General features: G+C 70.0%; 29 protein-coding genes. 10 read left to right on the plus strand and 19 right to left on the minus strand.

Annotated elements, in window-relative coordinates:
- Window positions 1-23 precede the first annotated feature (23 nt).
- Both ABZS61_RS26020 and ABZS61_RS26025 read right to left on the minus strand, forming a co-directional pair.
- Window positions 24-167 (minus strand): hypothetical protein, encoded by a 144-nt coding sequence (locus ABZS61_RS26020; protein ID WP_356425932.1) that lies wholly within the window; start codon window positions 165-167, stop codon window positions 24-26.
- A 92-nt stretch (window positions 168-259) separates the two neighbouring features.
- The gene (locus tag ABZS61_RS26025) at window positions 260-979 is read right to left on the minus strand and encodes a DNA alkylation repair protein (protein ID WP_356425935.1); all 720 of its coding nucleotides are present in this window, start codon (window positions 977-979) and stop codon (window positions 260-262) included.
- 308 nt (window positions 980-1,287) lie between these two features.
- On the opposite strand from ABZS61_RS26025, the gene ABZS61_RS26030 reads away from it, so the two are divergent.
- Window positions 1,288-1,998, plus strand: a complete 711-nt coding sequence (locus tag ABZS61_RS26030) for a VTT domain-containing protein (RefSeq protein WP_356425938.1) — start codon at window positions 1,288-1,290, stop codon at window positions 1,996-1,998.
- A 195-nt stretch (window positions 1,999-2,193) separates the two neighbouring features.
- A complete protein-coding gene (locus ABZS61_RS26035; protein ID WP_356425941.1) occupies window positions 2,194-3,066 on the plus strand; it encodes an undecaprenyl-diphosphate phosphatase in 873 nt (290 codons plus the stop codon).
- A gap of 85 nt (window positions 3,067-3,151) precedes the next feature.
- On the opposite strand, the gene ABZS61_RS26040 is transcribed toward ABZS61_RS26035, so the two are convergent.
- Both ABZS61_RS26040 and ABZS61_RS26045 read right to left on the minus strand, forming a co-directional pair.
- Window positions 3,152-3,565: a hypothetical protein gene (locus ABZS61_RS26040; protein WP_356425944.1), complete on the minus strand. Its 414-nt coding sequence runs from the start codon at window positions 3,563-3,565 to the stop codon at window positions 3,152-3,154.
- A 131-nt stretch (window positions 3,566-3,696) separates the two neighbouring features.
- A complete protein-coding gene (locus tag ABZS61_RS26045; protein WP_356425947.1) occupies window positions 3,697-4,188 on the minus strand; it encodes a hypothetical protein in 492 nt (163 codons plus the stop codon).
- 174 nt (window positions 4,189-4,362) lie between these two features.
- On the opposite strand from ABZS61_RS26045, the gene ABZS61_RS26050 reads away from it, so the two are divergent.
- Window positions 4,363-4,533, plus strand: a complete 171-nt coding sequence (locus tag ABZS61_RS26050; RefSeq protein WP_356425949.1) for a hypothetical protein — start codon at window positions 4,363-4,365, stop codon at window positions 4,531-4,533.
- A 15-nt stretch (window positions 4,534-4,548) separates the two neighbouring features.
- Here ABZS61_RS26050 and ABZS61_RS26055 read toward each other — a convergent pair whose 3' ends face one another.
- Window positions 4,549-4,917 carry a VOC family protein gene (locus ABZS61_RS26055; protein WP_356425952.1) on the minus strand — a complete coding sequence of 123 codons (369 nt, stop codon included), beginning with the start codon at window positions 4,915-4,917 and terminating at the stop codon, window positions 4,549-4,551.
- Between the two features lie 135 nt (window positions 4,918-5,052).
- Here ABZS61_RS26055 and ABZS61_RS26060 point away from each other — a divergent pair, with 135 nt between their 5' ends.
- The 3 genes from ABZS61_RS26060 (at window position 5,053) to lnt (ending at window position 8,402) form a co-directional block, all read left to right on the plus strand.
- Window positions 5,053-5,976 (plus strand): aminoglycoside phosphotransferase family protein, encoded by a 924-nt coding sequence (locus tag ABZS61_RS26060; protein WP_356425955.1) that lies wholly within the window; start codon window positions 5,053-5,055, stop codon window positions 5,974-5,976.
- Window positions 5,977-6,094: 118 nt separating this feature from the next.
- The gene (locus ABZS61_RS26065) at window positions 6,095-6,565 is read left to right on the plus strand and encodes a nuclear transport factor 2 family protein (protein ID WP_356425958.1); all 471 of its coding nucleotides are present in this window, start codon (window positions 6,095-6,097) and stop codon (window positions 6,563-6,565) included.
- A 193-nt stretch (window positions 6,566-6,758) separates the two neighbouring features.
- A complete protein-coding gene (lnt, locus tag ABZS61_RS26070; RefSeq protein WP_356425961.1) occupies window positions 6,759-8,402 on the plus strand; it encodes an apolipoprotein N-acyltransferase in 1,644 nt (547 codons plus the stop codon).
- On the opposite strand, the gene ABZS61_RS26075 is transcribed toward lnt, so the two are convergent.
- Window positions 8,326-9,231, minus strand: coding sequence for a Gfo/Idh/MocA family oxidoreductase (locus tag ABZS61_RS26075; protein WP_356426029.1), 906 nt, complete (start codon window positions 9,229-9,231; stop codon window positions 8,326-8,328). The two genes, lnt and ABZS61_RS26075, sit on opposite strands and share 77 nt — an antisense overlap.
- A 32-nt stretch (window positions 9,232-9,263) precedes the next feature.
- Complete coding sequence (locus ABZS61_RS26080; RefSeq protein WP_356425964.1) at window positions 9,264-10,475, minus strand: FAD-dependent monooxygenase; 1,212 nt, start codon at window positions 10,473-10,475, stop codon at window positions 9,264-9,266.
- An 80-nt stretch (window positions 10,476-10,555) separates the two neighbouring features.
- On the opposite strand from ABZS61_RS26080, the gene ABZS61_RS26085 reads away from it, so the two are divergent.
- From ABZS61_RS26085 to ABZS61_RS26095, 3 genes are all read left to right on the plus strand, one after another.
- A complete protein-coding gene (locus ABZS61_RS26085; RefSeq protein ID WP_356425967.1) occupies window positions 10,556-11,170 on the plus strand; it encodes a TetR family transcriptional regulator in 615 nt (204 codons plus the stop codon).
- Window positions 11,171-11,211: 41 nt separating this feature from the next.
- Window positions 11,212-11,724, plus strand: coding sequence for a DinB family protein (locus tag ABZS61_RS26090; protein WP_356425970.1), 513 nt, complete (start codon window positions 11,212-11,214; stop codon window positions 11,722-11,724).
- Window positions 11,725-11,994: 270 nt separating this feature from the next.
- Complete coding sequence (locus tag ABZS61_RS26095; protein WP_356425973.1) at window positions 11,995-12,321, plus strand: hypothetical protein; 327 nt, start codon at window positions 11,995-11,997, stop codon at window positions 12,319-12,321.
- 51 nt (window positions 12,322-12,372) lie between these two features.
- Here the strand turns inward: ABZS61_RS26095 and ABZS61_RS26100 are convergent, their stop codons facing one another.
- From ABZS61_RS26100 to ABZS61_RS26155, 12 genes are all read right to left on the minus strand, one after another.
- Window positions 12,373-12,858 carry a hypothetical protein gene (locus ABZS61_RS26100; RefSeq protein ID WP_356425976.1) on the minus strand — a complete coding sequence of 162 codons (486 nt, stop codon included), beginning with the start codon at window positions 12,856-12,858 and terminating at the stop codon, window positions 12,373-12,375.
- Window positions 12,859-12,968: 110 nt separating this feature from the next.
- Window positions 12,969-13,652 carry a uracil-DNA glycosylase gene (locus ABZS61_RS26105; RefSeq protein WP_356425979.1) on the minus strand — a complete coding sequence of 228 codons (684 nt, stop codon included), beginning with the start codon at window positions 13,650-13,652 and terminating at the stop codon, window positions 12,969-12,971.
- Window positions 13,653-13,729: 77 nt separating this feature from the next.
- Window positions 13,730-15,307 (minus strand): ABC transporter substrate-binding protein, encoded by a 1,578-nt coding sequence (locus ABZS61_RS26110; protein ID WP_356425982.1) that lies wholly within the window; start codon window positions 15,305-15,307, stop codon window positions 13,730-13,732.
- A gap of 118 nt (window positions 15,308-15,425) precedes the next feature.
- Entirely contained in the window at window positions 15,426-16,181 is a 756-nt protein-coding gene (locus ABZS61_RS26115; protein ID WP_329213276.1) for an SDR family oxidoreductase, read from the minus strand.
- Window positions 16,182-16,203: 22 nt separating this feature from the next.
- The gene (gene fabG / locus ABZS61_RS26120; RefSeq protein WP_356425986.1) at window positions 16,204-16,965 is read right to left on the minus strand and encodes a 3-oxoacyl-ACP reductase FabG; all 762 of its coding nucleotides are present in this window, start codon (window positions 16,963-16,965) and stop codon (window positions 16,204-16,206) included.
- Between the two features lie 202 nt (window positions 16,966-17,167).
- The gene (locus ABZS61_RS26125) at window positions 17,168-17,551 is read right to left on the minus strand and encodes a DUF3037 domain-containing protein (protein ID WP_356425990.1); all 384 of its coding nucleotides are present in this window, start codon (window positions 17,549-17,551) and stop codon (window positions 17,168-17,170) included.
- The gene (locus ABZS61_RS26130; protein WP_356425993.1) at window positions 17,548-18,432 is read right to left on the minus strand and encodes a HipA family kinase; all 885 of its coding nucleotides are present in this window, start codon (window positions 18,430-18,432) and stop codon (window positions 17,548-17,550) included. Before ABZS61_RS26130 ends, ABZS61_RS26125 begins: the two co-directional genes overlap by 4 nt.
- Window positions 18,433-18,897: 465 nt before the next feature.
- The gene (locus ABZS61_RS26135) at window positions 18,898-19,257 is read right to left on the minus strand and encodes a hypothetical protein (protein ID WP_356425996.1); all 360 of its coding nucleotides are present in this window, start codon (window positions 19,255-19,257) and stop codon (window positions 18,898-18,900) included.
- Window positions 19,258-19,361: 104 nt separating this feature from the next.
- Window positions 19,362-19,976 (minus strand): DUF1707 domain-containing protein, encoded by a 615-nt coding sequence (locus tag ABZS61_RS26140; RefSeq protein ID WP_356425999.1) that lies wholly within the window; start codon window positions 19,974-19,976, stop codon window positions 19,362-19,364.
- Between the two features lie 781 nt (window positions 19,977-20,757).
- Window positions 20,758-21,978, minus strand: a complete 1,221-nt coding sequence (locus tag ABZS61_RS26145) for a beta-ketoacyl-[acyl-carrier-protein] synthase family protein (protein WP_356426001.1) — start codon at window positions 21,976-21,978, stop codon at window positions 20,758-20,760.
- On the minus strand, window positions 21,975-22,217 hold the full coding sequence (locus tag ABZS61_RS26150) for a phosphopantetheine-binding protein (RefSeq protein ID WP_356426004.1): 243 nt from the start codon (window positions 22,215-22,217) through the stop codon (window positions 21,975-21,977). The genes ABZS61_RS26145 and ABZS61_RS26150 overlap by 4 nt, the downstream gene beginning before the upstream one ends.
- Before the next feature lie 38 nt (window positions 22,218-22,255).
- Complete coding sequence (locus ABZS61_RS26155; protein WP_356426007.1) at window positions 22,256-23,260, minus strand: beta-ketoacyl-ACP synthase III; 1,005 nt, start codon at window positions 23,258-23,260, stop codon at window positions 22,256-22,258.
- A gap of 149 nt (window positions 23,261-23,409) precedes the next feature.
- Here ABZS61_RS26155 and ABZS61_RS26160 point away from each other — a divergent pair, with 149 nt between their 5' ends.
- Window positions 23,410-25,068, plus strand: a complete 1,659-nt coding sequence (locus ABZS61_RS26160) for an acyl-CoA carboxylase subunit beta (protein ID WP_356426010.1) — start codon at window positions 23,410-23,412, stop codon at window positions 25,066-25,068.
- The last annotated feature ends 113 nt before the right edge of the window (window positions 25,069-25,181 follow it).

Genomic DNA, 25,181 nt, shown 5'->3' on the forward strand with positions numbered 1-25,181 from the left:
TCCGCCGGACTGTCGGGGGAGGGTCAGCTTCGGGCGCCGCCGATGGGCGCTGCTGCAGCGAGGAACGCTGCGTCGACTGCTGCTGCGGTTGCGACCGCGGTGGTCACGGCAGCCTTCGGCGTGTCCGCGACTGCGGACTGCGCTGCGAGGAAGGCGTACCGGAACATGCCCTGATCATGGCGGAGCGGTGCGGCGGCGTCGAATGGTTTTCGGGCGGGCGGGACGGACCCGCCGCACAGGGGAGTTCAGCTCGCGGCGGTCAGCGCACGTTCTTGAGCGCCTCGCGGACGGACAGCGGTGACAACCTGTCCCGGGCGCCCTCGACGAAGTCGCGCACGGCATCCGGGTCGGTCTTCGCGTACTCGCGCAGACACCAGCCGATCGCCTTGCGGATGAAGAAGTCCGGGTGGTCGGCCCTCGCCAGGCAGTAGCCGAACAGCCGCCCGGTGTCGGTCAGGTCCGTGTAGCGCAGCTGGTGGAGGAGGGCCGTGCGGGCGATCCAGATGTTGTCGTCCTCGATCCACCGGTCCATCGCCGTGGCAAGCACCGGATCGGCGGTCACGAGCGGCCCTGCGACGTGGGCGGCGAGCAGGTCGACGGTGTCCCACCAGGCCCTGGTGGAGACGAGGTGGCGCAGGACCGGGAGGAATCCCGAGGAGCAGCACGCCACATGACGGCGCAGGAGGTCGACGGCGAAGTACTGGTACTCGCGCTCCGGCAACTCCCAGCAGCGCAGGGCGATCGCCGTGCAGTCCGCCTCGTCCGGCCGACCCGTACCGGCCAGCACGGTCCGCGAAAGGGACCGTCGCTGCGGGGTGGCGATGCCGAGGAACGGGGCGATGTTCTTCATGTACGCGGCTGCCGACACCGCTCGTTCCGGGTCGGCGGCCCGGGGATAGACGGCCGTGAGCCGTTCGAGCACGGTGTCGGCGAGCTCGCTGTCCGGCACGGTGGGCGCGGCGTGCGGTGCGGGCCTCATGGCCTGCACTTTAGGCGTACGGACGATGATCCAGGACTCGTCCTCGCAGGAGGTTTCGCCCCATCCCGAGCCCCAGCGCTCTGCATTGCCCCTCACATCCGACAACCGCGCACCCCGCGCCGTTCGCTACGCCCGCTCCCTCTCGGCATCCCGACGGGCACGGGCACAACCGGCGGAGGCTGAGGGCACCTGCCCGTCCTCCCTGCGCCGACTCGACCGGCACGAACGCAGCCGGAGGCGGTGGAACCGGTGTGTCGCGTCCCCGCACATTACGGCGATCACACACCCATCTCGGTTAGTCTCCCCAGATGTTCGACCCCGTCCCCGCCGCCCGGCCCGCCGGCGGTCTCGCAGTGCGTTGTACAAGGGTGCTGCTCTCGCCCTGGTCCCGGTTCTCCCTGCTCGTGGCGGTGCTGCTGGCTGCCGCCACGTCGATGCTGCTGTTCGAACCACAGCGGCTGCTCGCCTCCGGCTGGCCACCCCAGTTGACCGGTTCGGCCGCGGCCATGCTGTTCGGCGTCGCCTATGGCGTGTGCACCGTGGCGTTCGTACCGCGTCCCCTTCTCAATCTCGCCGCCGGCGCGCTCTTCGGTGCGCAGGCCGGTCTGGCGGCGGCTCTGGCGGGTACCGTGCTCGGCGCGGGCGTGTCCTTCATGCTCGGTCGGGTACTGGGACAGGACGCCCTCCGGACGCTCCTGCGCGGACGGTGGATGAAGGCCGCGGACGGACTGTTGAGCCGGCACGGTTTCCGCTCCATGCTGGCGCTGCGGCTCTTCCCCGGCGTGCCGTTCGCCGCCGCCAACTACTGTGCGGCGACCTCCCGGATGGGGTACCCGCCGTTCCTGCTGGCCACCGGGCTCGGTTCGATCCCCAATACGGCGGCGTACGTCATCGCCGGCAGCGAGGCCTCCTCGCCGACCTCACCCGCCTTCCTGGCGGCCATGGGCTTCATCGTGCTGTCGGGGGCGGGTGCGGCCCTGCTCGCCTGGCGCAAGCGTCACCGGCTGGGCGGCGCCTGAACGGTGTCCGGGCGGTGTAGCGGGGGCAGCCGGGAGTCCGTTCACGTACAGGCGATACGCTGCGCGCGACTGAATGACGATCTCCAGGGCGCAGCAACCTGCCCCTTTTTTTCCTTTTGACCGCTTCCGCACGCTGTCGACGGCCTGAGTCTCCGTCGGACGTTGCATGATCACCTCCGGGATGGCCAAAGCCCCATGAGCTGGTTCGAATCATTCGTCCTGGGCCTCGTTCAGGGACTGACCGAGTTCCTGCCGATCTCCTCCAGCGCACACCTGCGGCTGACCGCCGCGTTCGCCGGCTGGCACGACCCGGGCGCGGCGTTCACCGCCATCACGCAGATCGGGACGGAGGCTGCGGTCCTCATCTACTTCCGCAAGGACATCGTCCGGATCGTCTCGGCCTGGTTCCGGTCACTGACCAACTCTTCGATGCGCGGCGACCACGATGCCCAGATGGGCTGGCTGGTGATCATCGGTTCGATCCCCATCGGTGTGCTCGGCGTGACCTTCAAGGACCAGATCGAGGGCCCCTTCCGGGACCTCCGTCTGATCGCGACGACACTGATCGTCATGGGCATCGTGCTCGGCATCGCGGACCGCCTCGCGGCGCGCGACGAGACCGGCGGCAAGCACCGGGCGATCAAGGAACGCAAGTCGCTGAAGGAACTGGGCGTCAGGGACGGCCTGATCTTCGGCTTCTGCCAGGCAATGGCCCTGATCCCGGGCGTCTCCCGCTCGGGTGCCACGATCAGCGGTGGGCTGCTCATGGGCTACACCCGTGAGGCGGCGGCCCGCTACTCCTTCCTCCTCGCCATTCCTGCGGTGCTGGCCTCGGGCGCGTTCGAGCTCAAGGACGCGGGCGAGGGACATGTCTCCTGGGGGCCGACGATCTTCGCGACGATCATCGCGTTCGTGGTCGGCTACGCGGTCATCGCATGGTTCATGAAGTTCATCACGACCAAGAGCTTCATGCCGTTCGTCATCTACCGAGTGATTCTGGGCATCGTCCTGTTCATCCTGATCGGCGCGGGTGTCCTGAGCCCGCACGCCGGTGAATCCGCGGGCTGAGAAGGGCCCTGCGGGGCGGATGTCGTATACGCGTGAAGCCCCGGACCGTCCCTCCAGGCCCGGGGCTTCGCCGTACGGTGAAGGGTCAGGCCGGGCATTCGCCGCCTGCGACTTCGTATTCGGTGGTACCGGCCGGGAGTCCCGCTTCCGCCGATCCGGCTGCCCCGACGACGTAGCGCCCGTTGGCGAGGCGCCGGTCGTACTCGTCCCCGCCGGTCGTGCACTCGATGCCGACGACATAGACGGCTTCTTCGACGAGTTCGGCCTTCACCGCGTCGAAGACGGCACGGAGCTGGTCGTCCCTGTCGACTTGGACGAGGACGCTCCTGACGGCGCCGGCCTCCTCCCGTTCGGTGATCTTGTAGGCGACAGCGGCGGCCTTGTTCCCGTCCCGGACCCCGTCGCTTCCCCCACTGTTGCTGCTGCCGTCGCCGGCGCAACCGCTCAGGGCGAGGGTGGCGGCGAGGGCGACGAGGACGGTACCGACTGTGGCTCTCATTCGATTCATCATCCATACCGTCCGCCGATACGTCCCCCGATGTGGGCGTCTTGATAGATTTTTGTACGAATAGGTCACTATCTGACTTGCTTCGCCCGCCCGTGGACGGTTCGCGGCGAGGCGCTGCTGCGTCAAGCCGCGTGCTTGTGGATCACATCGAGGTAGTGCCGATCGTGGTGTGGGACGCGGTTGTCCCGTCCCGGCAGACTGAAGACCGCGCAGACCTCGGCGGGCCGCGTGATGAGGCTCGACTGCCGGCCGAAGGTGAGGGTGCTGTTGACCGCATGCCGGCAGTCGGCGTCGTCGAGGGCGGCCATCAGATCCTCGCGGAGGACGGTGGTCTCGAAGGACTCGGAGTCAGGCAGGACCAGCGGTGGAAGCTTGGCGGTGGAGCCGGGCCGAAGGTTGATCCACAGGCCGCTCACGGCCCGCTGGGTGATGACCAGTTGCAGCCCGTGCCAGGAGTACGGATAGCCGTCGGTATCGGGTCCCAGCAGGATGTGGGCGGGGTGCGGGCGCCCGGGGCCGAGAAGGTCCTCCGCCTCGTTCAGGGACATTCCGCAGCTCAGCGGCCCGATCCGTCCGGTGCGGGAGAAGTCGACAAGTACGTCCATCAGGGTCACGCCAGGGACTGTGACACTCTCCCGAACCCGTTCGCACCTCGATTTCGGCACGGCACTTCGGCCTGCGCAGCCCCGTCGGCCACGGCAGGAGCCGACGCCACCACGACGCCCAGGTCAGCGGCGACCTGTACCCCGACGCTGCCTTGATGCCTCGACCGCCCGTACAATCTGCACATGCCCACCCCGCCCTCCGAGCCGACGCCTGTCCGCTCACTCACCGAGCTGAACGCGGAGATCCGCGCGCTCGTCGACGGCGGCCTGATGTCCCCGGAGTCCCGCCGGGAGTACGAACGGCTGCTGGTCGAGTGGGGGGCCTCGGTTCAGGGCGGCGTCGAGGCGGCCTGACATTCGGTCCGGGCGTCAGGAGCTTCGCTCCGGAGGCTGGTGCAGTCCGAAGGGGGAACCCTGGTCGTCGTGGCAGAGCTGGAAGCGGCCGAACCGGACGACCGAACCTTCATCGCTTCCCAGGTCGATGTCGTCGACCCGCCCACCGAGTTCACGGACGCGTGCCACGGCGGACGCCATGTCGTCGACGGCGAAGAACAGGTACGGGCTCGCGCCCGCGTCCCCGCCGTGCAGCCCGCCGGGGACATTGGGCGTACCGATCGCGAACCCGCCGCCGCCGGAAGGGCCGGGATCGAAGGTCCAGCCGAACAGCCCGGCGTAGAACGTCCGCGCCTGCTCGGGGTCGCCCGCACCCAGTTCGAAGAAGGAGACCTCACCGGCCATCGCGGGTACCTGCCGTCCACTCGGAGACTTTCCGTCCACGCTACGGCCGACCGCAGTCCGAGGCACTCCGCCGTGCCGCACGGCCGCCGGGAAACCCCGTTGCCATCCGTTCTCCGCCTCCATACGGTGCAGCGCATGCTGCCCGAAGTGAACACGGACGAGGAGTGGGACGCGGTCGTTCCGGACGAGGCCGTGATGCGTCCCGGCGTGGAAGACCTCTGTGCGCGGCTCGGGCTCGCCGGAGCCCTTCTCGCCCGCTTCCCTGAAGGCTCCCAGCCGGTGTACGCGGTCGGGGACGAGCATGTGCTCAAGCTGTTCCCGGGCGCGGCTGCCCAGGACGGCATCGCCGAAGGACGGGTGCTGGCCCATGTCCAGTGCCGGCTGCCCGTCCCCACGCCCGAGGTGCGCAGCTCCGGAGCGTACGAGAACGGCTGGAGGTACGTCCTGATGTCCCGGCTGCGCGGTGAAGGCCTCGCCGTCGCCTGGGACCGCATGCCGCGGGCGGACCACGAGCGGATCGTGAGCGAAGCCGGTGAGACGCTCGCCGCTCTTCACGCACTCGACACGGAGCCGCTCGCGGACGTGCTCGGTCCCGGCGACTGGAGTGCGTTCGTGGCCCGGCAGCGTGCGGGCGCGGTCGAGCGGCAGCGGAAGCGAGGGCTGGCGGAAGCCTGGTCGGAGCAGATCCCCGGCTTCCTGGACCGGGTGCGGCTGCCGGCCGCCCCTCGATCCGCCGTCCTGCACACGGAGTTCATGCGCGAGCACCTGCTCGTGGATGCGGGTGGCCACCGACTCACCGGGCTGTTCGATTTCGAACCCGCCATGATCGGCGACCCTGCCTACGACTTCGTGGCCGTCGGACTCTTCGTGACGCGTGGGGACCCGCAGTTGATGGGGCGGATGCTGAAGGCGTACGGCCGGACCTTCGAACCGCCCGAACTCCTGGCGTACACGCTGCTGCACGTGTACGGCAACCTTCCCTGGTACCTGCGGGAACTGCCCGCTCCCGCCGACGGCACGCTCGACTCGCTCGCGGACATGTGGTTCGGCGCGCTGTGACGTGAGCCGCGTCCGTCAGCCACCCGGAGTTCCGCGATCGCGTTCCGCCGGAGCACGGTCCGGCCACGGCTGGGGCCGGACCCTTGGCCTGCCGCTCCCGCTGGCGGAGACTTGCGCGATGACACAGCGCGTGGCTCTCGCGACGGTGATGGACCGGCTCTCCATCGATGCACTGATCACCGACTACGCGGTCGCGGTGGACGACGGCACCTGGGACGACTACAACGCGTTGTTCACCGAGGACGGCCGCGCCGACTACCGCGGTGCGGGAGGGATCGAGGGCACGGCCGCAGAGGTCGCGCAGTGGCTCGCCCGGACCCTGCGCGCCTCCCCGGTCCGCCAGCACCTGATCGTCAACCGGAGGCTCGATCTCCAGGATCTTGGCGGCTACTCCGGTGACCAGGCACGGGTGCGGGCGGACTATCTGAATCCGATGGGCCCGGAAGCCGTGGAACGGGGAACGGCACCTGCCTTCGTCTCCGCCGGCAGGTTCGCCTTCGATCTGCTGCGTACGGAGCCGGGCTGGCGGATCCGTACCGTCGAGGCCCATGAGATGTGGCGGTACGCGCCCCGGGCCTCCACCGGCTGAACCCCGCACCCGGCGTCACCGGCGAAACCCCGCGCCCCGCACCGGCGCCACCGGCTGACCCGCGCCCGGCACCCGTCGTCACCGGCCGGTCCCGGGGCCCGCGGCGCCGTGTCGGTCGGCACGCCCACTGTGCGCTGCCGATCTTCTGCCCCACACTGGGATCACGTGGGCGGACCGGCAGGGAGGACACGGTATGCCGTTGCGGGGCGGGCGGGTTCCGGCAGACCGGGTGACGGACGGCCCCGCCACCGGGTTCCGGCCCGGCGTACATCTGCTGAGCTCACCCGGGTGGCGCGCCGTCGCTGCCCTGCTCGCGGGCGCACTGCCCGCCCTGGCGTTTCCCGAGCCGTCGGCCTGGTGGTTCGCCTATGTCGCACTGGTGCCCTGGCTGCTCCTGATCCGGTCGGCTGACACCGGACGGCGGGCGGCCCTCGACGGATGGCTCGGCGGCATGGGCTTCATGCTCGCCGTGCATCACTGGCTGGTTCCGAGCCTGCACGTGTTCATCGTGGTCCTCGCCGCGCTGCTCGGCCTGTTGTGGGCCCCCTGGGGCCTGCTGGTGGCCAGGCTGCTGGGCGGATCCCCATCCGTGCTGCGCTCGGTCGCGGCTGTCGCGGTGGTGCCATCCGGCTGGCTGATGATCGAGCTCGTCCGCTCCTGGGAGGGGCTCGGCGGCCCCTGGGGACTGCTGGGCGCCAGCCAGTGGGAGTTCGCGCCGGCTCTGCGGACCGCGTCCGTGGGCGGTGTGTGGCTGGTCAGTCTGCTCGTCCTGGCGGTGAACACGGCGGTCGCCCTGCTGATCGCCGTACCTGGGGCCCGTACCGCCGCGGCCGCCTCTCTGGTGGCGTGCACGTTGTTCGTCGGCGCGCTCTGGGTGTGGGCACCGCGGCCGGAGAGCACCGGAACGGCCCGGATCGCCGTCGTGCAACCGGGTGTCGTCGAAGGCCCCGGCAGCATCGAGCGCCGGTTCGCGCGCAGCGAGGCGCTGACCCGTGGTCTCGCCGGCCGGGATGTCGACCTGGTGGTGTGGGGCGAGAGCAGTGTCGGTGTCGACCTCTCGCGCAGTCCCAGGACGGCGGCTCGGATCGCGGCGCTCTCGCGGCTGGTCGGTGCGGACGTGCTGGTGAACATGGATGCCAGGCGGACGGGCGACCCGGACCGCGCCGGGATCTTCAAGTCGGCGGTACTGGTGGGTCCGGACGGGCCGACCGGGGACCGCTACGACAAGATGCGTCTCGTGCCGTTCGGTGAGTACGTCCCGGCCCGCGCGGTGCTGGGCTGGGCGACCTCGGTGGGCAAGGCCGCGGGTGAGGACCGGCTGCGCGGCAGCCGTCCGGTGGTGATGCGCCTGCCGGGTGAGGACGGGCTGCGGCTCGGGCCGCTGGTGTGCTTCGAGTCCGCGTTTCCCGACATGAGCAGACGGCTCGCCAAGGACGGCGCGCAGGTGCTGATCGCCCAGTCCTCCACCTCGACGTTCCAGCACAGCTGGGCGCCGGAGCAGCACGCGTCGCTCGGGGCGCTGCGCGCGGCCGAGAGCGGCCGCCCGATGGTGCACGCCACCCTGACGGGTGTCAGCGCCGTGTACGGCCCCGAGGGCGAACGGGTGGGGACGTGGATCGGTACGGACGCGAGCGAGGCCGCCGTGTTCGACGTACCGCTCGCCCGCGGCACGACGCTCTATGTGCGCCTCGGTGCGTGGCCGGTGTACGGGGCGCTGGCGGTGCTGGCCGCCTTCTTCGCCGTGGCGGGGGTGCGGTCCCTCAGGACGCCTGCTCCAGCGCGTCCCGGACCACCCGCTCGCACAGACGGTGGGTCTCCAGGGCGTCCTGGGCGCTGAGCACCTCTCCGGCCCTGATCCCGTCCAGGAAGGACAGCACGCTCTGCTCGATGCCCCGCTGGCGTGCGACGGGTACCCAGTCACCGCGCCGCCGGACGGTGGGCTGGCCCTTGTGGTCGACGACGTCGGCGAGGTTGAGGACCTGGCGCTTGGAGTCCTGGCCGGAGACCTCGAGGATCTCCTCCGTCGATCCGTTGAGCCGGTTCATCATGCCGATGGCGGTGAAGCCGTCTCCCGACAGCTGGAGCACCACGTGGTGCATGAGACCGTCGATGATCCGCGCCCGCACGACGGTAGCGGTGACAGGGCCGGGCACCAGGAAGCGCAGTGTGTCGACGACGTGGATGAAGTCGTCGAGCACCATGCTGCGTGGGTCCTCGGGCAGCCCGACCCGGTTCTTCTGGAGCAGGATCAGCTCGCGCGGGTGCTCGACGCACTGCGCGTAGGACGGGGCGAGACGGCGGTTGAACCCGACGGCGAGGCTGACGCCCCGCTCCTCGGCCAGTGCCACCAGCCGCTCGGAGTCGGCGAGTTCATGGGCGAGCGGCTTGTCGACGTAGGTGGGCACACCCGCTTCGAGCAGCCTGCCGGTGATCTCCGGGTGCACGGAGGTCGGTGCGTGCACGAAGGCGGCGTCCAGTCCCTGGGCCAGGAGGGAGTCGAGGTCTGCGTGGAGCTGCCGGACGGGAATCCGATGAGTCTCCCCGACGGCCGCCAGGGTGGCCGGTGTACGGGTCTGCAGATGCAGCTCGACCCCGGGCAGTGCGGTCAGAACCGGCAGATACGCCTTCTGCGCGATGTCGCCGAGCCCGATGCAGCCGACCTTCACCAGTGTCTCCCTGTCGTCCACGCACGCCCGTGTCACGGCCGCGTCATATGCCCGTCCTTGGTTCCGGCAGCATACGTGCGCTGCGGCGGCTTCCAGTCGGCGATCCCGTCGAAGGTCCTCAGGACGAGTCCCGGGCCGAGGCGGGAGACGGTGGACATCAGCCCGTTCCGGAAGGCGGCGGCCGGCACGCTGGACAGCTGCATCAGCCGGGAGATCTGTGCGGCCTTGCGGACGATCGCCGTCGTACGGGGCAGCCTGGCCGCGCTGTAGGCGGCCGTCCCCTCCCCCACGTCGCCGTCCGGTGTGAGGTGGTGGGCGAGCACGATGGCGTCCTCGATCGCCTGGTTGCCGCCCTGACCGAGCGTGGGTGCCATGGCGTGCGCGGCGTCGCCCACGAGCACCGTCCGCCCCCGGTGGAAGGAGGGCAGCGGGTCGGTCAGGTGGTACACGTCGTGCCGCAGGACCTCTTCGGGCGTGACGGCGTCGATGATCCCGGGAACCGGGGCGTGCCAGTCGCCGAACCTGCGCAGGAGCTCCGCCTTCTCGTCGTCGGGTGCGACCGCTCCGGCCGGGGCGGTGGCCGCGGCGTAGGCGTAGATCCGGCCGTCCTTCAGCGGGTGACTGCCCCACAGGGCACCCCGGCCCCAGGTCTCCTGCGAGCCGACCGGGCTGCCGAGGGCGGGGGCGATGACACGCCAGGTGGTGAATCCGCTGTAGGCGGGTCCCGGGTGGTGCGGGAAGAGCGTGGAGCGTACGGACGAGCCGATGCCGTCGGCCCCGACGACGAGGTCGGCCTCGATGTCCCCGGAGGGTGTCCTCACGACGGCCCGGCGGCCGCCCGCGCGGCCGGTGCCGACGAGCTGTGCCGGTGTGCCGGTGTGCAGGGCGGTGTCGGGAATCCCGGCGCGGAGAAGGTCGATCAGGACGGAGCGGTGCAGCAGGACCAGGGGGCCGCCGAACCTCTCCGCCGCGGCCGCACTGTTCGTACGGGCGAGCCAGCGGCCGGCCGGGGTGCGCATCCCGCCGTCGCCCTGCCAGGCCGCGAGGGACCTGATCGTGTCGCCGAGGCCGATGACGTCCAGGGCGCGCTGGGCGTTGGGAGAGAGACTGATGCCCGCGCCGACCGGCTCCACCGAGGGCGCCCGCTCCAGGACGGTGACATGCCAGCCGCACCGGTGCAGCGCCGTGGCGGCCGTGAGTCCGCCGATTCCGCTGCCGATGATCACCGCGTGGGGTGTCGTCATGACCGATCCTCCTCGAAACTACACCTGTAGTTGCGAGATCCACCGTACTACAGCCGTAGTGACGGCGGTAGATTGACCCCATGCCCCCACGCACCACCGGGACACCCGGCACCCCACGCGCAGGCCTGATCGCCGACACCGCGCTCACGCTGCTCGCGGAGCGCGGAATGCGGGGTCTCACCCATCGCGCGGTGGACGAGCGGGCCGGACTCCCCCAGGGATCGACGTCGAACCACGCACGCACCCGGCAGGCGCTGCTGGAAGCCGCCGTGCGCCGCCTCGCGGAACGCGAGGCACAGGTGCTGGCCCCCGGAGAGCTTCCGGCGGACGGCACCCCCGGCTCCGCTGCCGCCGGACTGGCCCGCGCGCTGCACCGCTATCTGACCGGCCATCCGGAACTCCTGGTCTGCCGCTACGAACTCGCCCTGGAGGCCACCAGGCGCCCCGAACTGCGGGCGTTCTACGATGCCGCGGGCCGGCAGTTCCGCGAGCCCCTCGTCGCCCTGATGACCGCAGCCGGATCCGCCGAACCGGAGCGCCACGCGCTGTCCCTCGTGGCCTGGGCGGAAGGGATGATGTTCGCCTGCGCCGCGGGCTCGTACCACCACTCCGTTCCGACCGAGGACGAACTGCGCACCGGCTGCGCCGAACTGTTGCGCGGGATGCTCGGCGTTCAGGCCGCCCGGAATCCCTGATCGCTGGCCATGCCCATGATCATTGAGTGAGGATGACCGGCATGACGACAGACGAACGTACCGAACCCGCCTTCGACGCCGCCGAGCGCCAGATGCTCGAGGGGTGGCTGGACTACCACCGCGAGACGCTGGTCATGAAGTGCGCGGGCCTCACCGACGCCCAGTTGCGGGAGGCGTCCGTGCCTCCTTCGGAGTTCACGCTGCTCGGACTCGTGCGGCATCTGGCGGAGGTCGAGCGCGGCTGGTTCCGCGAGGTGCTGGTCGGTGAGGACGTACCGCCGATCTACGGCAGCGACGAGGACCCGGACGGGGAGTTCCACCTCACCGAGGCGGACACCTGGGACGAGGCACATGCGACCTGGCTGGCAGAGATCGAAGTGTCACGGCTGAATTCGGCGACGTTCGAACTCGACGGACTCTCGGTCGGCCTGAGCAGCCAGGGCAAGCCCTTCAGCCTCCGCTGGATCTACACGCACATGATCGAGGAGTACGCCCGGCACAACGGTCACGCGGACCTCGTTCGGGAACGGATCGACGGCGCGACCGGGGAGTGACGCTGCGGGGCGCTCATCCCACGGCCCCCTGACGCTCCGCGCCAGGTTCTGGGGCACGCCGCTGACCGGGTCACTCGTGCGGGCCAATCCTTGCTCACCGGCTGTCACCGGGCGGGCCGACCGAGCAGAGTTGCCCGGGTGCATCGAATCAGAATCACAGCAACGCTGCTGGTGGGGATTGCTGTCACAGCTGTCTCCGGCTGCGTGTCGGTGGAACCCTCGAAGAGAACCGTCGCGCCACGTTCCGGAGCCGGCAGACCCGTCCAGGACGTGGCCCCGCAGATCGTGCAGCCGCCGGTCCGGGACTCCCTCGAGGCCCTGCCGGACCCCGTGGCGTCCGTACGGGCCGTGGCCCCGGGAACACCCTCCCCGGCCCGGAGAACCACGGCACGGGCGGCCCCACGGCAGTACGAACCGGCCGACACCCCGAGGGGGCGGACACCTCGTCGGCTGTCCGCCGTTCCGCCCGCGGCGCTGCCCGCCGTGCCGGGCTCCGTCGTCACCGGGAGCGATGTCTGCAGGCTCGGGCGCGGCTACGGGCGCTGGCCTGCGGGCAGCCCGCAGGCCCTGATCTGCGACGAGACGTACGGCCGCTGAGCCGCGCAAGCCCGTACGGGGTGGGCCCGCCAGGTCCGAGGCGGGCCCACCTCACTCCCCCGCGGTACGGCCCCGCATCCTCTGTTCCAGGCGCCCGATGGCGGCACGGACGCCCCCGCCGTATCCGTCGTCGCCGAGCACACCGGCGGCGTCCCACGCCCGGTCCAGATGGATCCGGGCGGACTCGGGGCGCTGCAGCTTCAGGTAGTCCGCCGCGAGATTGAGGTGCAGGGAGGGGAAGAAGGCCCGGACCGCGGTCGCGTCCCGGTGTTCCGCGACCGGCCCGCCGCTCAGGCCTTCCGCGGCTCTCAGCGCCCGGAGGTCCCATGCGAGCTCATCGCCGGGATCGTCCTGGGTGTCGGCCATGTAGTGCGCGAGGGTGCAGCGGTGGAGGGCATCGCCCTTCTCGCCGATCTCCGACCAGATGGCCCCGAAGCGGTTGCGGGCCTCTTCCCTGTCCCCTCCGTGCAGCAGCATGATCGCCTGGCCGATCCTGGTCATGACGGCGTCCTTCGACGCTTCCTGCTGCTCCGCCACCGCGTCTCCCTGGGTACGCCCGTACAGCCCGTTCCGGTCGGTCGAACGCTAGCCGCAGCTGCCGGGAAACCCGCTCAGGCGCGGACCGGAACCGCCGACCGGGTCGCACCTCACCCCAGGTCCGGGATGCGCCAGTCGATGGCCTCGTGGCCCTGGGCGGCGATCGCCTCGTTGATCTGGGTGAAGGGGCGGGAGCCGAACCACTTCTTCGCGGACAGCGGCGAGGGGTGCGCGCCCTTCACCACCACGTGGCGCTCCTGGTCGATCAGCGGGATCTTCTTCTGGGCGTAATTGCCCCAGAGGACGAACACGGCCGGGTCGGGCCGCTCGGCGACGGCGCGGATCACCGCGTCCGTCACCTTTTCCCAGCCCTTGGCCTTGTGCGAATTGGCTTCGCCGGCACGCACCGTCAGCACCGCGTTGAGCAGGAGAACGCCCTGCTCGGCCCACGGCATCAGGTACCCGTTGTCCGGGACCGGCAGGCCGAGCTCGTCGTTCATCTCCTTGTAGATGTTGCGGAGCGAGGGGGGCGTCCTGACGCCGGGCCGCACCGAGAAGCACAGCCCGTGCCCCTGCCCCTCACCGTGGTACGGGTCCTGGCCGAGGATGAGCACCTTGACCCGGTCGTACGGGGTGGCGTCCAGGGCGGCGAACACCTGTTCGCGCGGCGGATACACCGGCCCCCTGGCCCGCTCCTCCTCGACGAATTCCGTGAGCTCCTTGAAGTACGGCTTCTGCAGCTCTTCGTCGAGGACGCCGCGCCAGGATTCGGGCAGCAGGTCGGTGTCGGTCACGTCCACAACCTCCGGTACACAATCGGTTCTTGACCACAGAACCTACCGGGGGCCACTGACAACGACCGCTCCGAGGCCTACCAACTGGCCTTGCGGTACAGCTCCCACATCTGCATGACCGTCTGCGGGTCCAGGGCGCGCTCGCCGCCGCCGATGTCCTCGCCGGCCGCCACGTACAGCTTGCCCTGCCACAGCGGCAGCAGCCGGACGTCCTCGACGAGGACTTCCTGTGCCTTCTTGAACTGCGTGGAAACCGCTCCGCGGTCGCTCTCCTGGCGGGACGACGCCAGCTGCTCGTCGATCTCCGCGGTCAGGTAGGGCGTCCCGGTGACGCTGTCCTTGCCGACGAAGGGGGCGATGAAGTTGTCCGGGTCCGGGAAGTCGGGGAACCAGCCACGGCCGAAGACCGGGTACTCGCCCTTGGTGAAGCCCTCCTGGAAGGTCTTCCACGGCGCGCTCTTCAGAGTGATCTTGAACAGGCCCGAATCCTCGAGCTGGCGCTTGATCTCGGCGAACTCGGGGGCGGTGGAGGAGCCGTAGCGGTCCGTGGTGAACCAGAACGTCATCTCGACCGGCTCGTTGATCCCCGCCTCGGCGAGGATGGCCTGGGCCTTGGTCTTGTTCGCGTCGCCGAAGGCGTCGAAGAAGCTCGTGGTGTGCCCGGCGATGCCCTTGGGGACCATGGAGTACAGCGGCTCCGCGGTGCCCTGGTAGACCTTGGCGACCAGGGCGTCACGGTTCACCAGCTGCGCGATGGCCCGCCGGACCGCGGGCTTGCCTGCGGCCGGGTCCTTGGGGTTGAAGACGAGGAAGCGGATGTCGGCGCCGACGGTCTCGACGATCTGCAGACCGGCGTTGTCCTTCTTGTTGTCCTCGAGGCCGACGACCTCCTCGGCGGTCAGACCGCGGTAGGTGGCGTCGATCTCCTTCTTCTTCAGGGCATCCACCATGGGGGCGGAGTCCTTGAAGTAGCGGATGGTGACGGCGGTGTTCTTGCGGTTGGCGAAGCCCTTGTAGTTGGGGTTCTTGGTCAGCTCGGCCTTGTTCCCGGGCTCGTACGACTCCAGGACGTACGGCCCGGAGCCGGTGACCTTCCCGTCGTCACGGATCTTGTCCGCGGGGTAGTCACTGGGTGCGACCAGCGACATCGCCGGAGTCGCCAGGATGAACGGGAAGGTCGCGTCCGCCTTGCTGAGGTGGAAGATGACCGTGTCGTCGCCCTTGGTCTCCACACGGTCCAGGGAGCCGAGCAGACCCGCCGGGCCACCCTTGACCTTGATCTTCACGATCCGGTCGATGGAGTACTTGACGGCCTCGGCGTTGATCGCCTCGCCGTTGGAGAACTTCAGGCCCTGACGGAGCTTGCACCGGTAGGCCATGCTCGTGGAATCGGTGAACTGGCAGTCCTCCGCCGCGTCGGGCTCGGGGCTCATCGTGCCGGTGGGGAAGCTCACCAGGGTCTGGAAGACGTTCCTCATCAGCTCCCAGGAACCGTCCCAGGCCGCTGCCGGATCGAGTGTCGAGGGCGAACTCGTCGTCCCGACTGCTATCTGCTGGTCGGTTTCCGAACTGCTGTCGGACAGCAAACCGCAGCCGGCCAGCAGGGAAAGAGATGCAAGGGCTGCAGCAGCCTGCAGACTGGCCCGGTAGAACACGTGAACGCTCCTCGATCAGCCATGGGTCGGCAGACCATACCGCAGCGCCCCGCCAGGTCAATCCGCTGGCCCGGCGGGGCGCTTGACTCATTCAGGGCCAAACCGGCTCAGGCCGCACTCAGGCCACGCCGGCATTCAAGAAAATACCTCCGTCGACCACGAGAGTCTGCCCCGTGATCCAGTCGGACTGGGCGGAGGTGAGGAAAGCCGCGGCACCTCCGATGTCCTCCGGAACACCGAGCCTGCCGAGCGGGTAGGCGGCTGCCGCCTCCGCCTCCCGGCCCTCGTAGAGCGCCTCCGCGAACTTGGTCTTGACCACGGCCGGGGCGATCGCGTTGACCCGGACGACCGGCGCGAACTCGTGCGCCAGCTGGAGGGTCAGGTTGACCATGGCGGCCTTGCTCATCCCGTAGGCGCCGATGAAGGGCGAGGCGGAGACACCGGCGACGGAGGCGATGTTCACGATCGCCCCGCCGTTGTCCTTCTGCCATGCCTTCCAGGTCTGCTGGGCGAAGCCGAGCGCCGAGATCACGTTGGTCTCGTACACCTTGCGGGCGACGTTGAGGTCGAGCTCGGCCATCGGGCCGAAGACCGGATTCGTACCCGCGTTGTTGATCAGGTAGTCGACCCGGCCGAACACCTCCATGGCGCGCTCGACCGCTGCCGCCTGATGTGCCTCGTCGTGCGCCTTGCCCGCGATCCCGATCGCCCGGTCGGCGCCGAGCTTCTCGACGGCCTCCTTGAGGGCGTCCTCGCCACGGCCCGTGATGACGACGCGGTCGCCCCGGGCGACGAGCGCCTCGGCGACGCCGTAGCCGATGCCCCTGCTCGCACCCGTGATGAGTGCGACCTTGCCACTGTCCTGCACAGTCATGATGTCCGTTGCCCTTCCGGGGTCAGTTGAGCGGTCCGCCGGCGACGTACATGACCTGACCGGAGACGAAGCCCGCGTCGTCGCCGGTGAAGAAGGCGATGGCGTTGGCGATGTCCTCGGGCCACCCCACGCGCTGCACGGGGATCTGGGTGGCTGCCGCGGCCTGGAACTCCTCGAAGCCCATGCCGACGCGGGCCGCCGTCTGGGCGGTCATCTCCGTGACGATGAAGCCGGGGGCGACGGCGTTGGCGGTGACGCCGAACTTGCCGAGCTCCTTGGCGAGGGTCTTCGTGAAGCCCTGCAGACCGGCCTTCACGGCGGAGTAGTTGGCCTGACCCCGGTTGCCGAGGGCCGAGGAGGAGGACAGCGAGACGATGCGGCCGAACTTGGCCTCCACCATGTGCGCCTGGACGGCCTTCGCCATCAGGAAGGCACCCTTGAGGTGCACGTTCATGACGAGGTCCCAGTCCGCCTCGCTCATCTTGAAGAGCAGGTTGTCGCGGAGTACGCCCGCGTTGTTGACGAGGATCGTCGGGGCGCCGAGCTCGGCGGCGACGCGCGCGACGGCGGCTTCCACCTGGGCGCTGTCCGACACATCGCAGCCGACGGCGAGGGCGGTGCCCCCCGCGGCGGTGATCTTCTCGACCGTGTCCTTGCAGGCCGCCTCGTCGAGGTCGAGTACGGCGACGGCGCGGCCCTCGGCCGCCAGGCGTACGGCGGTGGCGGCGCCAATGCCCCGCGCCGCTCCCGTCACGATGGCGACGCGCTGCTCGGTGGTGGACATGCTTGGTTCTCCTCGCCCTTGGATCGCGGCTCAGCGGACGTCAGGAAGTTCCCGATAACTGAGCAACCGCTTAGTACCTTCAGCAGACGAGACGCTAGAAGCCCTGGCACCCGGTGTCAACGGCCCACGGGGGCAGGGGCGCATGTCACACCGGAAGGCGCCGCCGCGGGTCCTGCCGCGAGCGGCGCCATCGGCCGCCGGCTCAGCGCACCAGCAGGTCGAGCAGCCGTTCGACCTCGGCCTCCGGGTCCGTGGTGAGACCGCTGTGCACGGCGCCCGGCTGGACCACCGTGGAGCGCGGGGCGATCAGCCAGCGAAAGCGCCGCCCGGCGTCGTCACCGGCGGCCTGTCCCGCGGCGTCACCACCGCAGCAGACCCCCTCGACCGCGCGCAGGGCGGCCTGGACGCCCACCACGTCGGCGTGCGGATCCAGGGCCTTCAGCTTGCGCTCGTCCAGATGCGTGCGTGCCGCGACGAAGGATTTCGCCCGGCAGTAGACCAGCACGCCCGCGTTGAAGCACTCGCCTCGCTCGACCCGCGGAACGACGCGCAGCAGCGCGTACTCGAAGACAGTGCGCTCGCTCATCGGCTGCCGTCCTTGCTGCTCTGTCCGGCGTCCGCCTGCTCCGCGCGGTCCTCACGGGTGAGGTGCGGCCGCGGCGCGAGGCGCTCGGTGAGCCAGCCGGGGGCCCGGGAGGGCCGTGTCTTCGTGGGCGCCTCCATCGTGATCCGCTCGTGGACACTGCCCGCGCGTGCCAGCAGTGGCGCCACGTACGCCCGGCGCAGCTGGTCCGTCGAGTCGAAACCGGGTTCGCCCGCCAGCCACTCCTCGGGCACGTCGGCGACCACCTCGGTCAGCAGCTCCTCGGTGACGAGCGGGGCGAGCTCCGCGGCCGCGGCCGCGACGTCCGGCCCGAACGGGGCGAGGACATGATCGGAGGCGTTGTACGGCTTCGCCGCCGACGCCTGCGCTCCCGGCCAGTTGTGGTGCCAGATCATCGTGGCTCCGTGGTCGATGAGCCACGGATCGCCGTGCCAGACCAGCAGGTTGGGGTTCCGCCACGACCGGTCCACATTGTTGATCAGCGCGTCGAACCAGACGACCCGGCCGGCCTCCGCCGGGCCCACCTCGTAGGCGAGCGGATCAAAACCGAGCGAGCCGGGCAGATAGTCCATGCCCAGGTTCAGCCCGCCGCTCGCCTTGAGGAGCTCCTGCACTTCCTGGTCCGGCTCCGCGAGCCCGATGACGGGATCGAGCTGGATGGTCACCAGTTCGGGGACCCGCAGCCCCAGCCGCCTGCCGAGCTCTCCGCAGATGATCTCCGCGACGAGGGTCTTGCGTCCCTGCCCTGCGCCGGTGAACTTCATGACGTACGTACCGAGGTCGTCGGCTTCGACGATCCCGGGGAGCGAGCCACCCTCACGCAGGGGCGTGACGTAGCGGGTCGCGGTGACTTCGGTCAGCATTTCCCCAGGCTATACGGCGCCACTCCCTGCAGATCGACGGGCCGGGGCCCGGTCACCGCGCCGGCTTCGCGGCAGCACGCTTTCCCTGGAGAATCCGGCTGCGCAGCCGCAGGAAATCAGCCTGCTCGACATAGCGGCAAGGGGCACCAACCGCCCGCCCCGACCAGGCATTCAGCGCAACGGGGAATAAGGCTGCATTCGGGTTTCCGCATTGCTTCACCCACTCGCACTAAGGGAGCTGCAGCCTCTGACCTGGTTATTTCCGGGACGATGTACGAACATAACCCCCGCAGAGGTCCCGGTCTCTTTCGAGCATCTTCCCTGTTCACGGTGGGCGCGGGCGAATACCCCATCGCACCCCGTCAGTAATTCACTTGTTCCGGACCTTGCCGGGACTGATCGAGATGTGGTCACAGCGCCTGGCGTGTCGGGGACGGTCGGACGATTTCTTCGCACCGGCCCCCGTCACCAGACGATGACTCCACCGCCCTCGGCTTTTGCTCGCACGGCGGCGGCAACGATGTTGTCGAAGCGCGCGGAGATGTAATCGGCGTCATAGCCGCTCAGTTCAGCGAGATGATCAAAGTGTGGGCGTATCACTTCGCACTCGGCGAGGAAGTCGTCGACCTCCGCAGGCTCCACGTAGAGGTCGCTCCCGTCCAACTGGGGGAAGAACCGCGCCCCCAGAGCCCGGATCGCTTCAGATCCCCACAGGCGGCTGCGGGTGCTCTCGAATCCGGCCATGGTGTCGGCGTACTCGGGATCTTCCAGGAAGTCGCGTGTGCCGTCGGCGTCGTAGACGTAGGTGTGCACAAGGAGGGTCATGCTCCGATTCTCGGGAGCAGGACCACCCGAAGTCGAACGCATTACCCTCTGCCGAGTCCCGCCCGGACGCACGAGGGCCCCGCCCCGAGATCCCCATCAGCCTTCTAGTAGCTGGGCGGATTCCGGCGCAACTTACGCCGTTCCCATCGGTTGGGGTGGCGGATGACCACTCCGGCCATGCCACCGGCTCCGGTCAGCCGGATCAGCGGAGTTCCCCGGAGCCTGTCGGGCGTGGTCTTGTCCGTCAAGCCTCCGACGCCGGGATCCATCCCGCTGGTGTCTGCGCCCCAGGCGTCGGGGATGACGATCGTGACACCGGCCATCTCGCCGTACGCCTCCACCGCGACCTCGGGGAGGCGGCACTGGACCCTGGTGAAGTCGACCTTCACGCCGCCCCAGCCTCCGTAAGCAACCACGTGCCCGGGCACCTCCCAGCGTCCGGAGCCTCGAGACACGCCGTGCATGCCGCCCCTGAGCACCAGCGGCGACTGCCCCTCGGGGTTCAGCTTCGGCAAGTCAGCTGTCAGTACGGCCAACTCGCCATGCGTCTTGGCCTTCAGCGCCACCTCAAGGCGCGAGCCCAGCTCGTCGAGATCGATTCGCCCCTCGGCTGCAGCATCACGCAGCTGCTCCACCACCGTCTCCCGGTCATCATGAGAGGCTCTGAGCCCTCCTGCGGGAGCAGGGCGCGGCAAGGGCTCTGGAAGCTCGGCAGTCATGGCACAAGAATAGGGGAACAAGCAGCCACCGTAACGGGACTGCACATCTAAAACACGCCTGTCTTGATCTTCACCCTCGAGGTCCGGACAAGTCCTCGTACGTGATCGTCGGACCGGTAACTGCCCGACGGGCGGGCGGTCTTCAGCTGAGTGTGTGATCCGGCCGAGGAACACGACACGGGCCTGGCCGCAGGCCGCGGGCGGTGGCACGGGACCGGAGCGGCAGCGGCGGCAGCAGACGGTCGGCTGGTCCGTGGGAGGGCCCTGCAGGTGACCGCACCGCAGGGCCGCCGGATCACGGTCTCCGGCCCCATCCAGCCCGCTGCCAGCCGCTCTTCCACCCGACAGGTGCCAGCGGTTCCCGCACGTGGTCACGCATGCGCCACCGCAGATTCGCCTGCCCGAACCTGCCCGCAGCCCGAGCGAAATCCGATTCCGACTCGGGCTTCCAGCACTCGTCTTCAGGCGTTTCGTCCATACCCGGAGAACGACAACCAGCAGCTCAGGACACGAGATCTCGCTTGCTGAAGTGCTGAAGGCCCGGGTCAGGGACCCGCAGCGGACCGTTCCCACTGGTCATCGGGTCGACTGCTCTCTTCCGGGATGTTCAGCGGCAGACGCCGCCGCGCTCCTCCCCGGTCCGCACGAGCGGGGAAGGAACGCGGCGAGGCCGCCGCCCCCTACCGCACGGGCTCCGGGCGGGGAGTTGGGCACCGCAAACCCGTACCGCACCCCTATTGAGGGCCGTGGCCTGTGCTCCTGCGCCCGGCGCGGCCCCCGATCAGTGCGCTGCGAAGGCGAGGACGGCGTTCTGCCCGCCGAAGCCGAAGGAGTTCGTGAGCGCCAGTCCGATCGGGCCGGGCCGGGCCTCCTTGGCCACCACGTCGACGTCGATCTCCGGGTCCTGGCTCTCGAGGTTCGCCGTGGGCGGGATCAGCCCGTTCTCGAGTGTCAGCACCGCCAGGGCCGCCTCGATCGCCCCGGCGGCGCCGAGCGTGTGCCCGAGGACGCCCTTGGTCGAGGTGACCGCGGGGCCGTGACCGAGGCAGCGGGCCAGGACCCTGGCCTCGGCCAGGTCGTTCAGCGGCGTCGACGTGCCATGCGCGTTGACGTGGTCCACGTCTGACGGAACGGCACCGGCGTCGAGGAGGGCGGCGCGGACGGCCCGCTCCACACCGGCGCCGGTCGGGTCGGGGGCGGTCGCGTGGTACGCGTCGGCGGAGGCGCCGTAACCGACGAGCCTGGCCCGGACCCGGGCGCCGCGCGCCGCGGCGTGGTCGGCGCGTTCGAGGACGAGGATCCCGCTCCCCTCCCCGATGACGAATCCGTCGCGGTCGGTGTCGAACGGGCGCGACGCCGTCGCCGGCGATTCCCCGCGGGTCGACAGCGCGCGCATCCGGCTGAAGCCGGTGACGATGAGCGGCACCACGGCAGCCTCGGTGCCGCCCGCCAGAACGATGTCGCACACGCCCTGGCGCAGCATGTCGCGGGCCACGCCGATGGCGGTCGCCCCGGACGCGCACGCCGTGGCGGTCATGAGGTTCGGGCCCGTCGCCCCGAACCGGATGCCCATGTGCCCGGCGACCATGTTCGGGAGCATCATCGGCATCAGCAACGACGACACCCGATCGGGCCCGTCGTCGCGGAACGTCGCGTGCTGCGTCTCCCAGGTACCGGCGCCACCCACGCCGCAGCCGACGACGACGCCGACCCGGGTACCGTCCCACGTGGCCGGATCCAGCCCGGCGTCCGCGACGGCCTCGTCCGCGGCGATGAGCCCCAGCTGCACGAATCGGTCGTACAGCATGGTCGCGCGACGGCCCAGCAGTGCGCGGGCGTCGAACTCGGGCACGCGGCAGGAGAAGTCGACCGGCAGCCCGGCCAGCGCCGGGTCGGTGGCAGCGGTCGACTTCCCGGCGCACACCGCGCGCCAGGCCGGTTCGGTGCCGACGCCTGCGGCGGTCACCAGCCCCAGGCCCGTGACGACGACACCGGTGGTCATGACGCGGGGTCGAGTTGGGCTTCGATCAGCTTCACGACGTCGGCGACCGTGCTGCGCGGGGTCGCAGCGTCCTCGTCGATCTCCACGTCGAGGTCCCGCTTGACGACCAGCGTGAGTTCCACCAGGAACAGCGAGTCCAGTTCGAGTTCCTCGAAAGTGGCGTCAGGTCGGATCCCCTCGGGCCGTACCTCGAACTGGTTGACCAGTATGTCGGTGAGCCGTTCGTACGAGTTCCCCATGGGATGACTCCTCATCACAGTCGGTAAAGCGCGCTCAGCTAGTCGCAGAGCGCGAGATCGGGCCAGGTCAGCAGCGTCGAGCCCCAGGTGAGGCCCGCGCCGAACGCGGTGAGCAGGGTCCGCTGTCCGGGCCGCAGGGCGCCCTCCGCGACGCCGTGGAGCAGCGCCAGCGGGACGGAGGCGGCTGCGGTGTTGCCGACGCGGTCGATGTTGGCGACGACGCGGTCCCGGTCGACGCCCAGCTCGTCGGCGAGCTGGTGCAGGATCCGGATGTTGGCCTGGTGGGCCACGACCCGGTCGATGTCGGCGACATCCTGGCCCGCGCGCTTCAGTGCGATCCGGCACGAGTCGGCCATCCGCGTGACGGCGTGCTTGAACACCTCACGTCCGGCCATCGTCAGATACCGCTCGCCCTCCAGCTCCGGCCTGCCGGACAACCGCTGCCGGGAACCGCCGCCGTCGACCGCGATGAGTCCGGCGCCGTCGCCGTCACTGCCCAGATCGATGTGACCGACCGCGCCCGGCTCGTCCGGGGTGCCCGCCCGGAGCACCACCGCGCCGGCCCCGTCGCCGAAGATGGGGGCCGTTCCGCGGTCGCGCGGGTCGAGGATGCCGGAGTACGTCTCGGCGCCGATGAGAAGTACCCGGTCGGCGACGCCGGTGGCGATCAGACCGGCCGCACAGGCGAGTCCGTACAGGAACCCGGTGCACGCGGCGTTCATGTCGAAGGCCGCGGCGCCGGTGAGGCCCAGCCGTGTCGCGACCTCGGGTGCCGTGGCCGGGCAGATCCGGTCGGGCGTGGTCGTGGCCAGGACCACGGCGTCCACCGTCGGCTCGCCGGAGGAGGCCAGGGCCCTCGCCCCGGCCTCGACGGCGAGGTCGGACGTCGCGGAGCCGGGTGCGGCGTAGTGACGGCGTGTGATTCCGGTACGGGTGCGGATCCAGTGGTCGGAGGTGCCGAGTTCGGCCGGCAGATCGCCGTTCATCACCATCCGAGGGGGCAACCAGCCGCCCAGCCCACTGATTACCGCGGCACGCGTCATGCGCCAAAGAATGGCAGGGGGCGCTGAAATTCGGCTGACGGTCCTCTGACACGTGACCGCTTTCAGCGTTGTGTCAGCGAATTTTCCACAGCCGGTCAGAGAGCGGACAGCGGGGTGCGCCAGCATGCTCGTGTGGCGAGGAGACGACTATGGACGAACCCGGTTACCTCGAAGTGCGCGCGGCCGGAGAACATCGCGCCTCCGGTCGGGGAACGGTGAACGGGAGCGAGGGCCCGGCACCTTCGAAGGAGTCGGGCACCACCGCCGGCAAGGTCGCCGACCTGCGGGCCAGGCGCGAGGCGGCCCGTCACGTCCCCGACCGCACGGTCCGCCGCCTCGCCCGGTTCGGTCGGATGACGGCCCGGGACCGCCTGGAACACCTGCTGGACGAGGGCTCGTTCGTGGAGACCGGATTGCTCGCCCGGCACCGTTCGACCGGCTTCGCCGCCGACACGGAGCGGCCCAGCGGCGACGGCGTCATCACCGGCTACGGCACCGTGGACGGCCGCAAGGTGTGCGTCTACGCCCAGGACGCACTTGCCCTGGGCGGCAGCGTCGGCGAGGTCTTCGGCGAGAAGGTCGGCAAACTGCTCGACCTCGCCCTGCAGACCGGCTGCCCGGTCGTCGCCATCAACGACTCCAGTGGCGCGCGCGTCGCCGAGGGTGTGCTGTCGCTGGCCGCGTACGGCCGGATAGCCAACAAGGTGGTCACCGCCTCCGGCGTCATCCCGCAGATCTCACTGATCATGGGCCCTTGTGCGGGCGGCGCCGTCTACGTCCCGGCCTGCACCGACTTCGTCGTGATGGTCGACCGGACGTCACACATGTTCGTGACCGGCCCGGAGGTCATCCGCGCAGTCACGGGCGAGCCGGTCCGCCTGGAGGACCTCGGGGGCGCACAGGTGCACGCCTCGGTCACCGGCAACGCGCACTACGTGGCGGACAGCGAGGCCGAGGCGCTCGACTACGTACGGGACCTGCTGTCCTTCCTTCCGTCCAACAACCTGGACGAGACGCCGGCATATCGGTCCGCCGCGGTCGTGGACGTCACGCCCGACGACCTCGAGCTCGACTCGATACTGCCCGACGCGCAGCGGGAAGCGTTCGACATGTCCGAGGTGGTCGCACGTGTGGTCGATGACGGCGACCTGCTGGAGGTGCACCCGAGCTTCGGGCCGAACATCATCTGCGGGTTCGGCCGGATCGAGGGGCGCACCGTCGCCGTCGTCGCCAACCAGCCGCTGCACCTGGCCGGGGCGCTCGACATCGCGGCCGCAGAGAAGGCCGCGCGCTTCGTACGGTTCTGCGACGCGTTCAACATCCCCATCGTGACCCTGGTCGACGTCCCCGGCTTCCTGCCCGGCACCGCCCAGGAACATCAGGGCATCGTCCGGCGCGGCGCCAAGCTGGGCTTCGCCTACATCGAGGCGACGGTGCCGAAGGTGACCGTCATCGTCCGCAAGGCGTTCGGCGGCGGGTACGCGGTGATGGGATCCAAGGAGCTCGGTGCCGACATGAGCTTCGCCTGGCCCACCGCGTCGATCGGTGTGATGGGCGCCGCCAGCGCCGTCGACATGCTGTGCCACCGCCAACTCGGTGCCGCCGACGATCCTGTCGTGCTGCGGGACGAGCTGATCGAGGAGTACGAGGAGACCGTACTCACCCCCTACATGGCAGCCGAACGCGGCAGCCTCGACGACGTCATCCTGCCGTCGGAGACCCGGTCGGCCGTGCTGCGCGCGCTCAGGGCGCTGCGCACCAAACGCATGACACCGCCGCACCGCAAGCACACCAACATCCCCCTGTAGAAGGGCCGGACGCGGCAGGCCGCGAGCTTCCCCGACGCCCGTTCGATGCCTCCGCCGACGTGACGGACCCCGACCGTGAATAGGGGGGTCCACCGGTGGATATACGGGGCGTC

It is taken from the genome of Streptomyces sp. NPDC005566, assembly GCF_040605575.1.
Lineage (GTDB): Bacteria > Actinomycetota > Actinomycetes > Streptomycetales > Streptomycetaceae > Streptomyces.

Excerpts from the sequence above, each read along its gene's own strand:
- ABZS61_RS26020 (WP_356425932.1), bottom strand. The coding sequence starts at position 167 with ATGTTCCGGTACGCCTTCCTCGCAGCGCAGTCCGCAGTCGCGGACACG.
- ABZS61_RS26025 (WP_356425935.1), bottom strand. The coding sequence starts at position 979 with ATGAGGCCCGCACCGCACGCCGCGCCCACCGTGCCGGACAGCGAGCTC.
- ABZS61_RS26030 (WP_356425938.1), top strand. The coding sequence starts at position 1,288 with ATGTTCGACCCCGTCCCCGCCGCCCGGCCCGCCGGCGGTCTCGCAGTG.
- ABZS61_RS26035 (WP_356425941.1), top strand. The coding sequence starts at position 2,194 with ATGAGCTGGTTCGAATCATTCGTCCTGGGCCTCGTTCAGGGACTGACC.
- ABZS61_RS26040 (WP_356425944.1), bottom strand. The coding sequence starts at position 3,565 with ATGAGAGCCACAGTCGGTACCGTCCTCGTCGCCCTCGCCGCCACCCTC.
- ABZS61_RS26050 (WP_356425949.1), top strand. The coding sequence starts at position 4,363 with ATGCCCACCCCGCCCTCCGAGCCGACGCCTGTCCGCTCACTCACCGAG.
- ABZS61_RS26055 (WP_356425952.1), bottom strand. The coding sequence starts at position 4,917 with ATGGCCGGTGAGGTCTCCTTCTTCGAACTGGGTGCGGGCGACCCCGAG.
- ABZS61_RS26060 (WP_356425955.1), top strand. The coding sequence starts at position 5,053 with ATGCTGCCCGAAGTGAACACGGACGAGGAGTGGGACGCGGTCGTTCCG.
- ABZS61_RS26065 (WP_356425958.1), top strand. The coding sequence starts at position 6,095 with ATGACACAGCGCGTGGCTCTCGCGACGGTGATGGACCGGCTCTCCATC.
- lnt (WP_356425961.1), top strand. The coding sequence starts at position 6,759 with ATGCCGTTGCGGGGCGGGCGGGTTCCGGCAGACCGGGTGACGGACGGC.
- ABZS61_RS26080 (WP_356425964.1), bottom strand. The coding sequence starts at position 10,475 with ATGACGACACCCCACGCGGTGATCATCGGCAGCGGAATCGGCGGACTC.
- ABZS61_RS26085 (WP_356425967.1), top strand. The coding sequence starts at position 10,556 with ATGCCCCCACGCACCACCGGGACACCCGGCACCCCACGCGCAGGCCTG.
- ABZS61_RS26090 (WP_356425970.1), top strand. The coding sequence starts at position 11,212 with ATGACGACAGACGAACGTACCGAACCCGCCTTCGACGCCGCCGAGCGC.
- ABZS61_RS26115 (WP_329213276.1), bottom strand. The coding sequence starts at position 16,181 with ATGACTGTGCAGGACAGTGGCAAGGTCGCACTCATCACGGGTGCGAGC.
- fabG (WP_356425986.1), bottom strand. The coding sequence starts at position 16,965 with ATGTCCACCACCGAGCAGCGCGTCGCCATCGTGACGGGAGCGGCGCGG.
- ABZS61_RS26125 (WP_356425990.1), bottom strand. The coding sequence starts at position 17,551 with ATGAGCGAGCGCACTGTCTTCGAGTACGCGCTGCTGCGCGTCGTTCCG.
- ABZS61_RS26130 (WP_356425993.1), bottom strand. The coding sequence starts at position 18,432 with ATGCTGACCGAAGTCACCGCGACCCGCTACGTCACGCCCCTGCGTGAG.
- ABZS61_RS26135 (WP_356425996.1), bottom strand. The coding sequence starts at position 19,257 with ATGACCCTCCTTGTGCACACCTACGTCTACGACGCCGACGGCACACGC.
- ABZS61_RS26140 (WP_356425999.1), bottom strand. The coding sequence starts at position 19,976 with ATGACTGCCGAGCTTCCAGAGCCCTTGCCGCGCCCTGCTCCCGCAGGA.
- ABZS61_RS26145 (WP_356426001.1), bottom strand. The coding sequence starts at position 21,978 with ATGACCACCGGTGTCGTCGTCACGGGCCTGGGGCTGGTGACCGCCGCA.
- ABZS61_RS26150 (WP_356426004.1), bottom strand. The coding sequence starts at position 22,217 with ATGGGGAACTCGTACGAACGGCTCACCGACATACTGGTCAACCAGTTC.
- ABZS61_RS26155 (WP_356426007.1), bottom strand. The coding sequence starts at position 23,260 with ATGACGCGTGCCGCGGTAATCAGTGGGCTGGGCGGCTGGTTGCCCCCT.
- ABZS61_RS26160 (WP_356426010.1), top strand. The coding sequence starts at position 23,410 with ATGGACGAACCCGGTTACCTCGAAGTGCGCGCGGCCGGAGAACATCGC.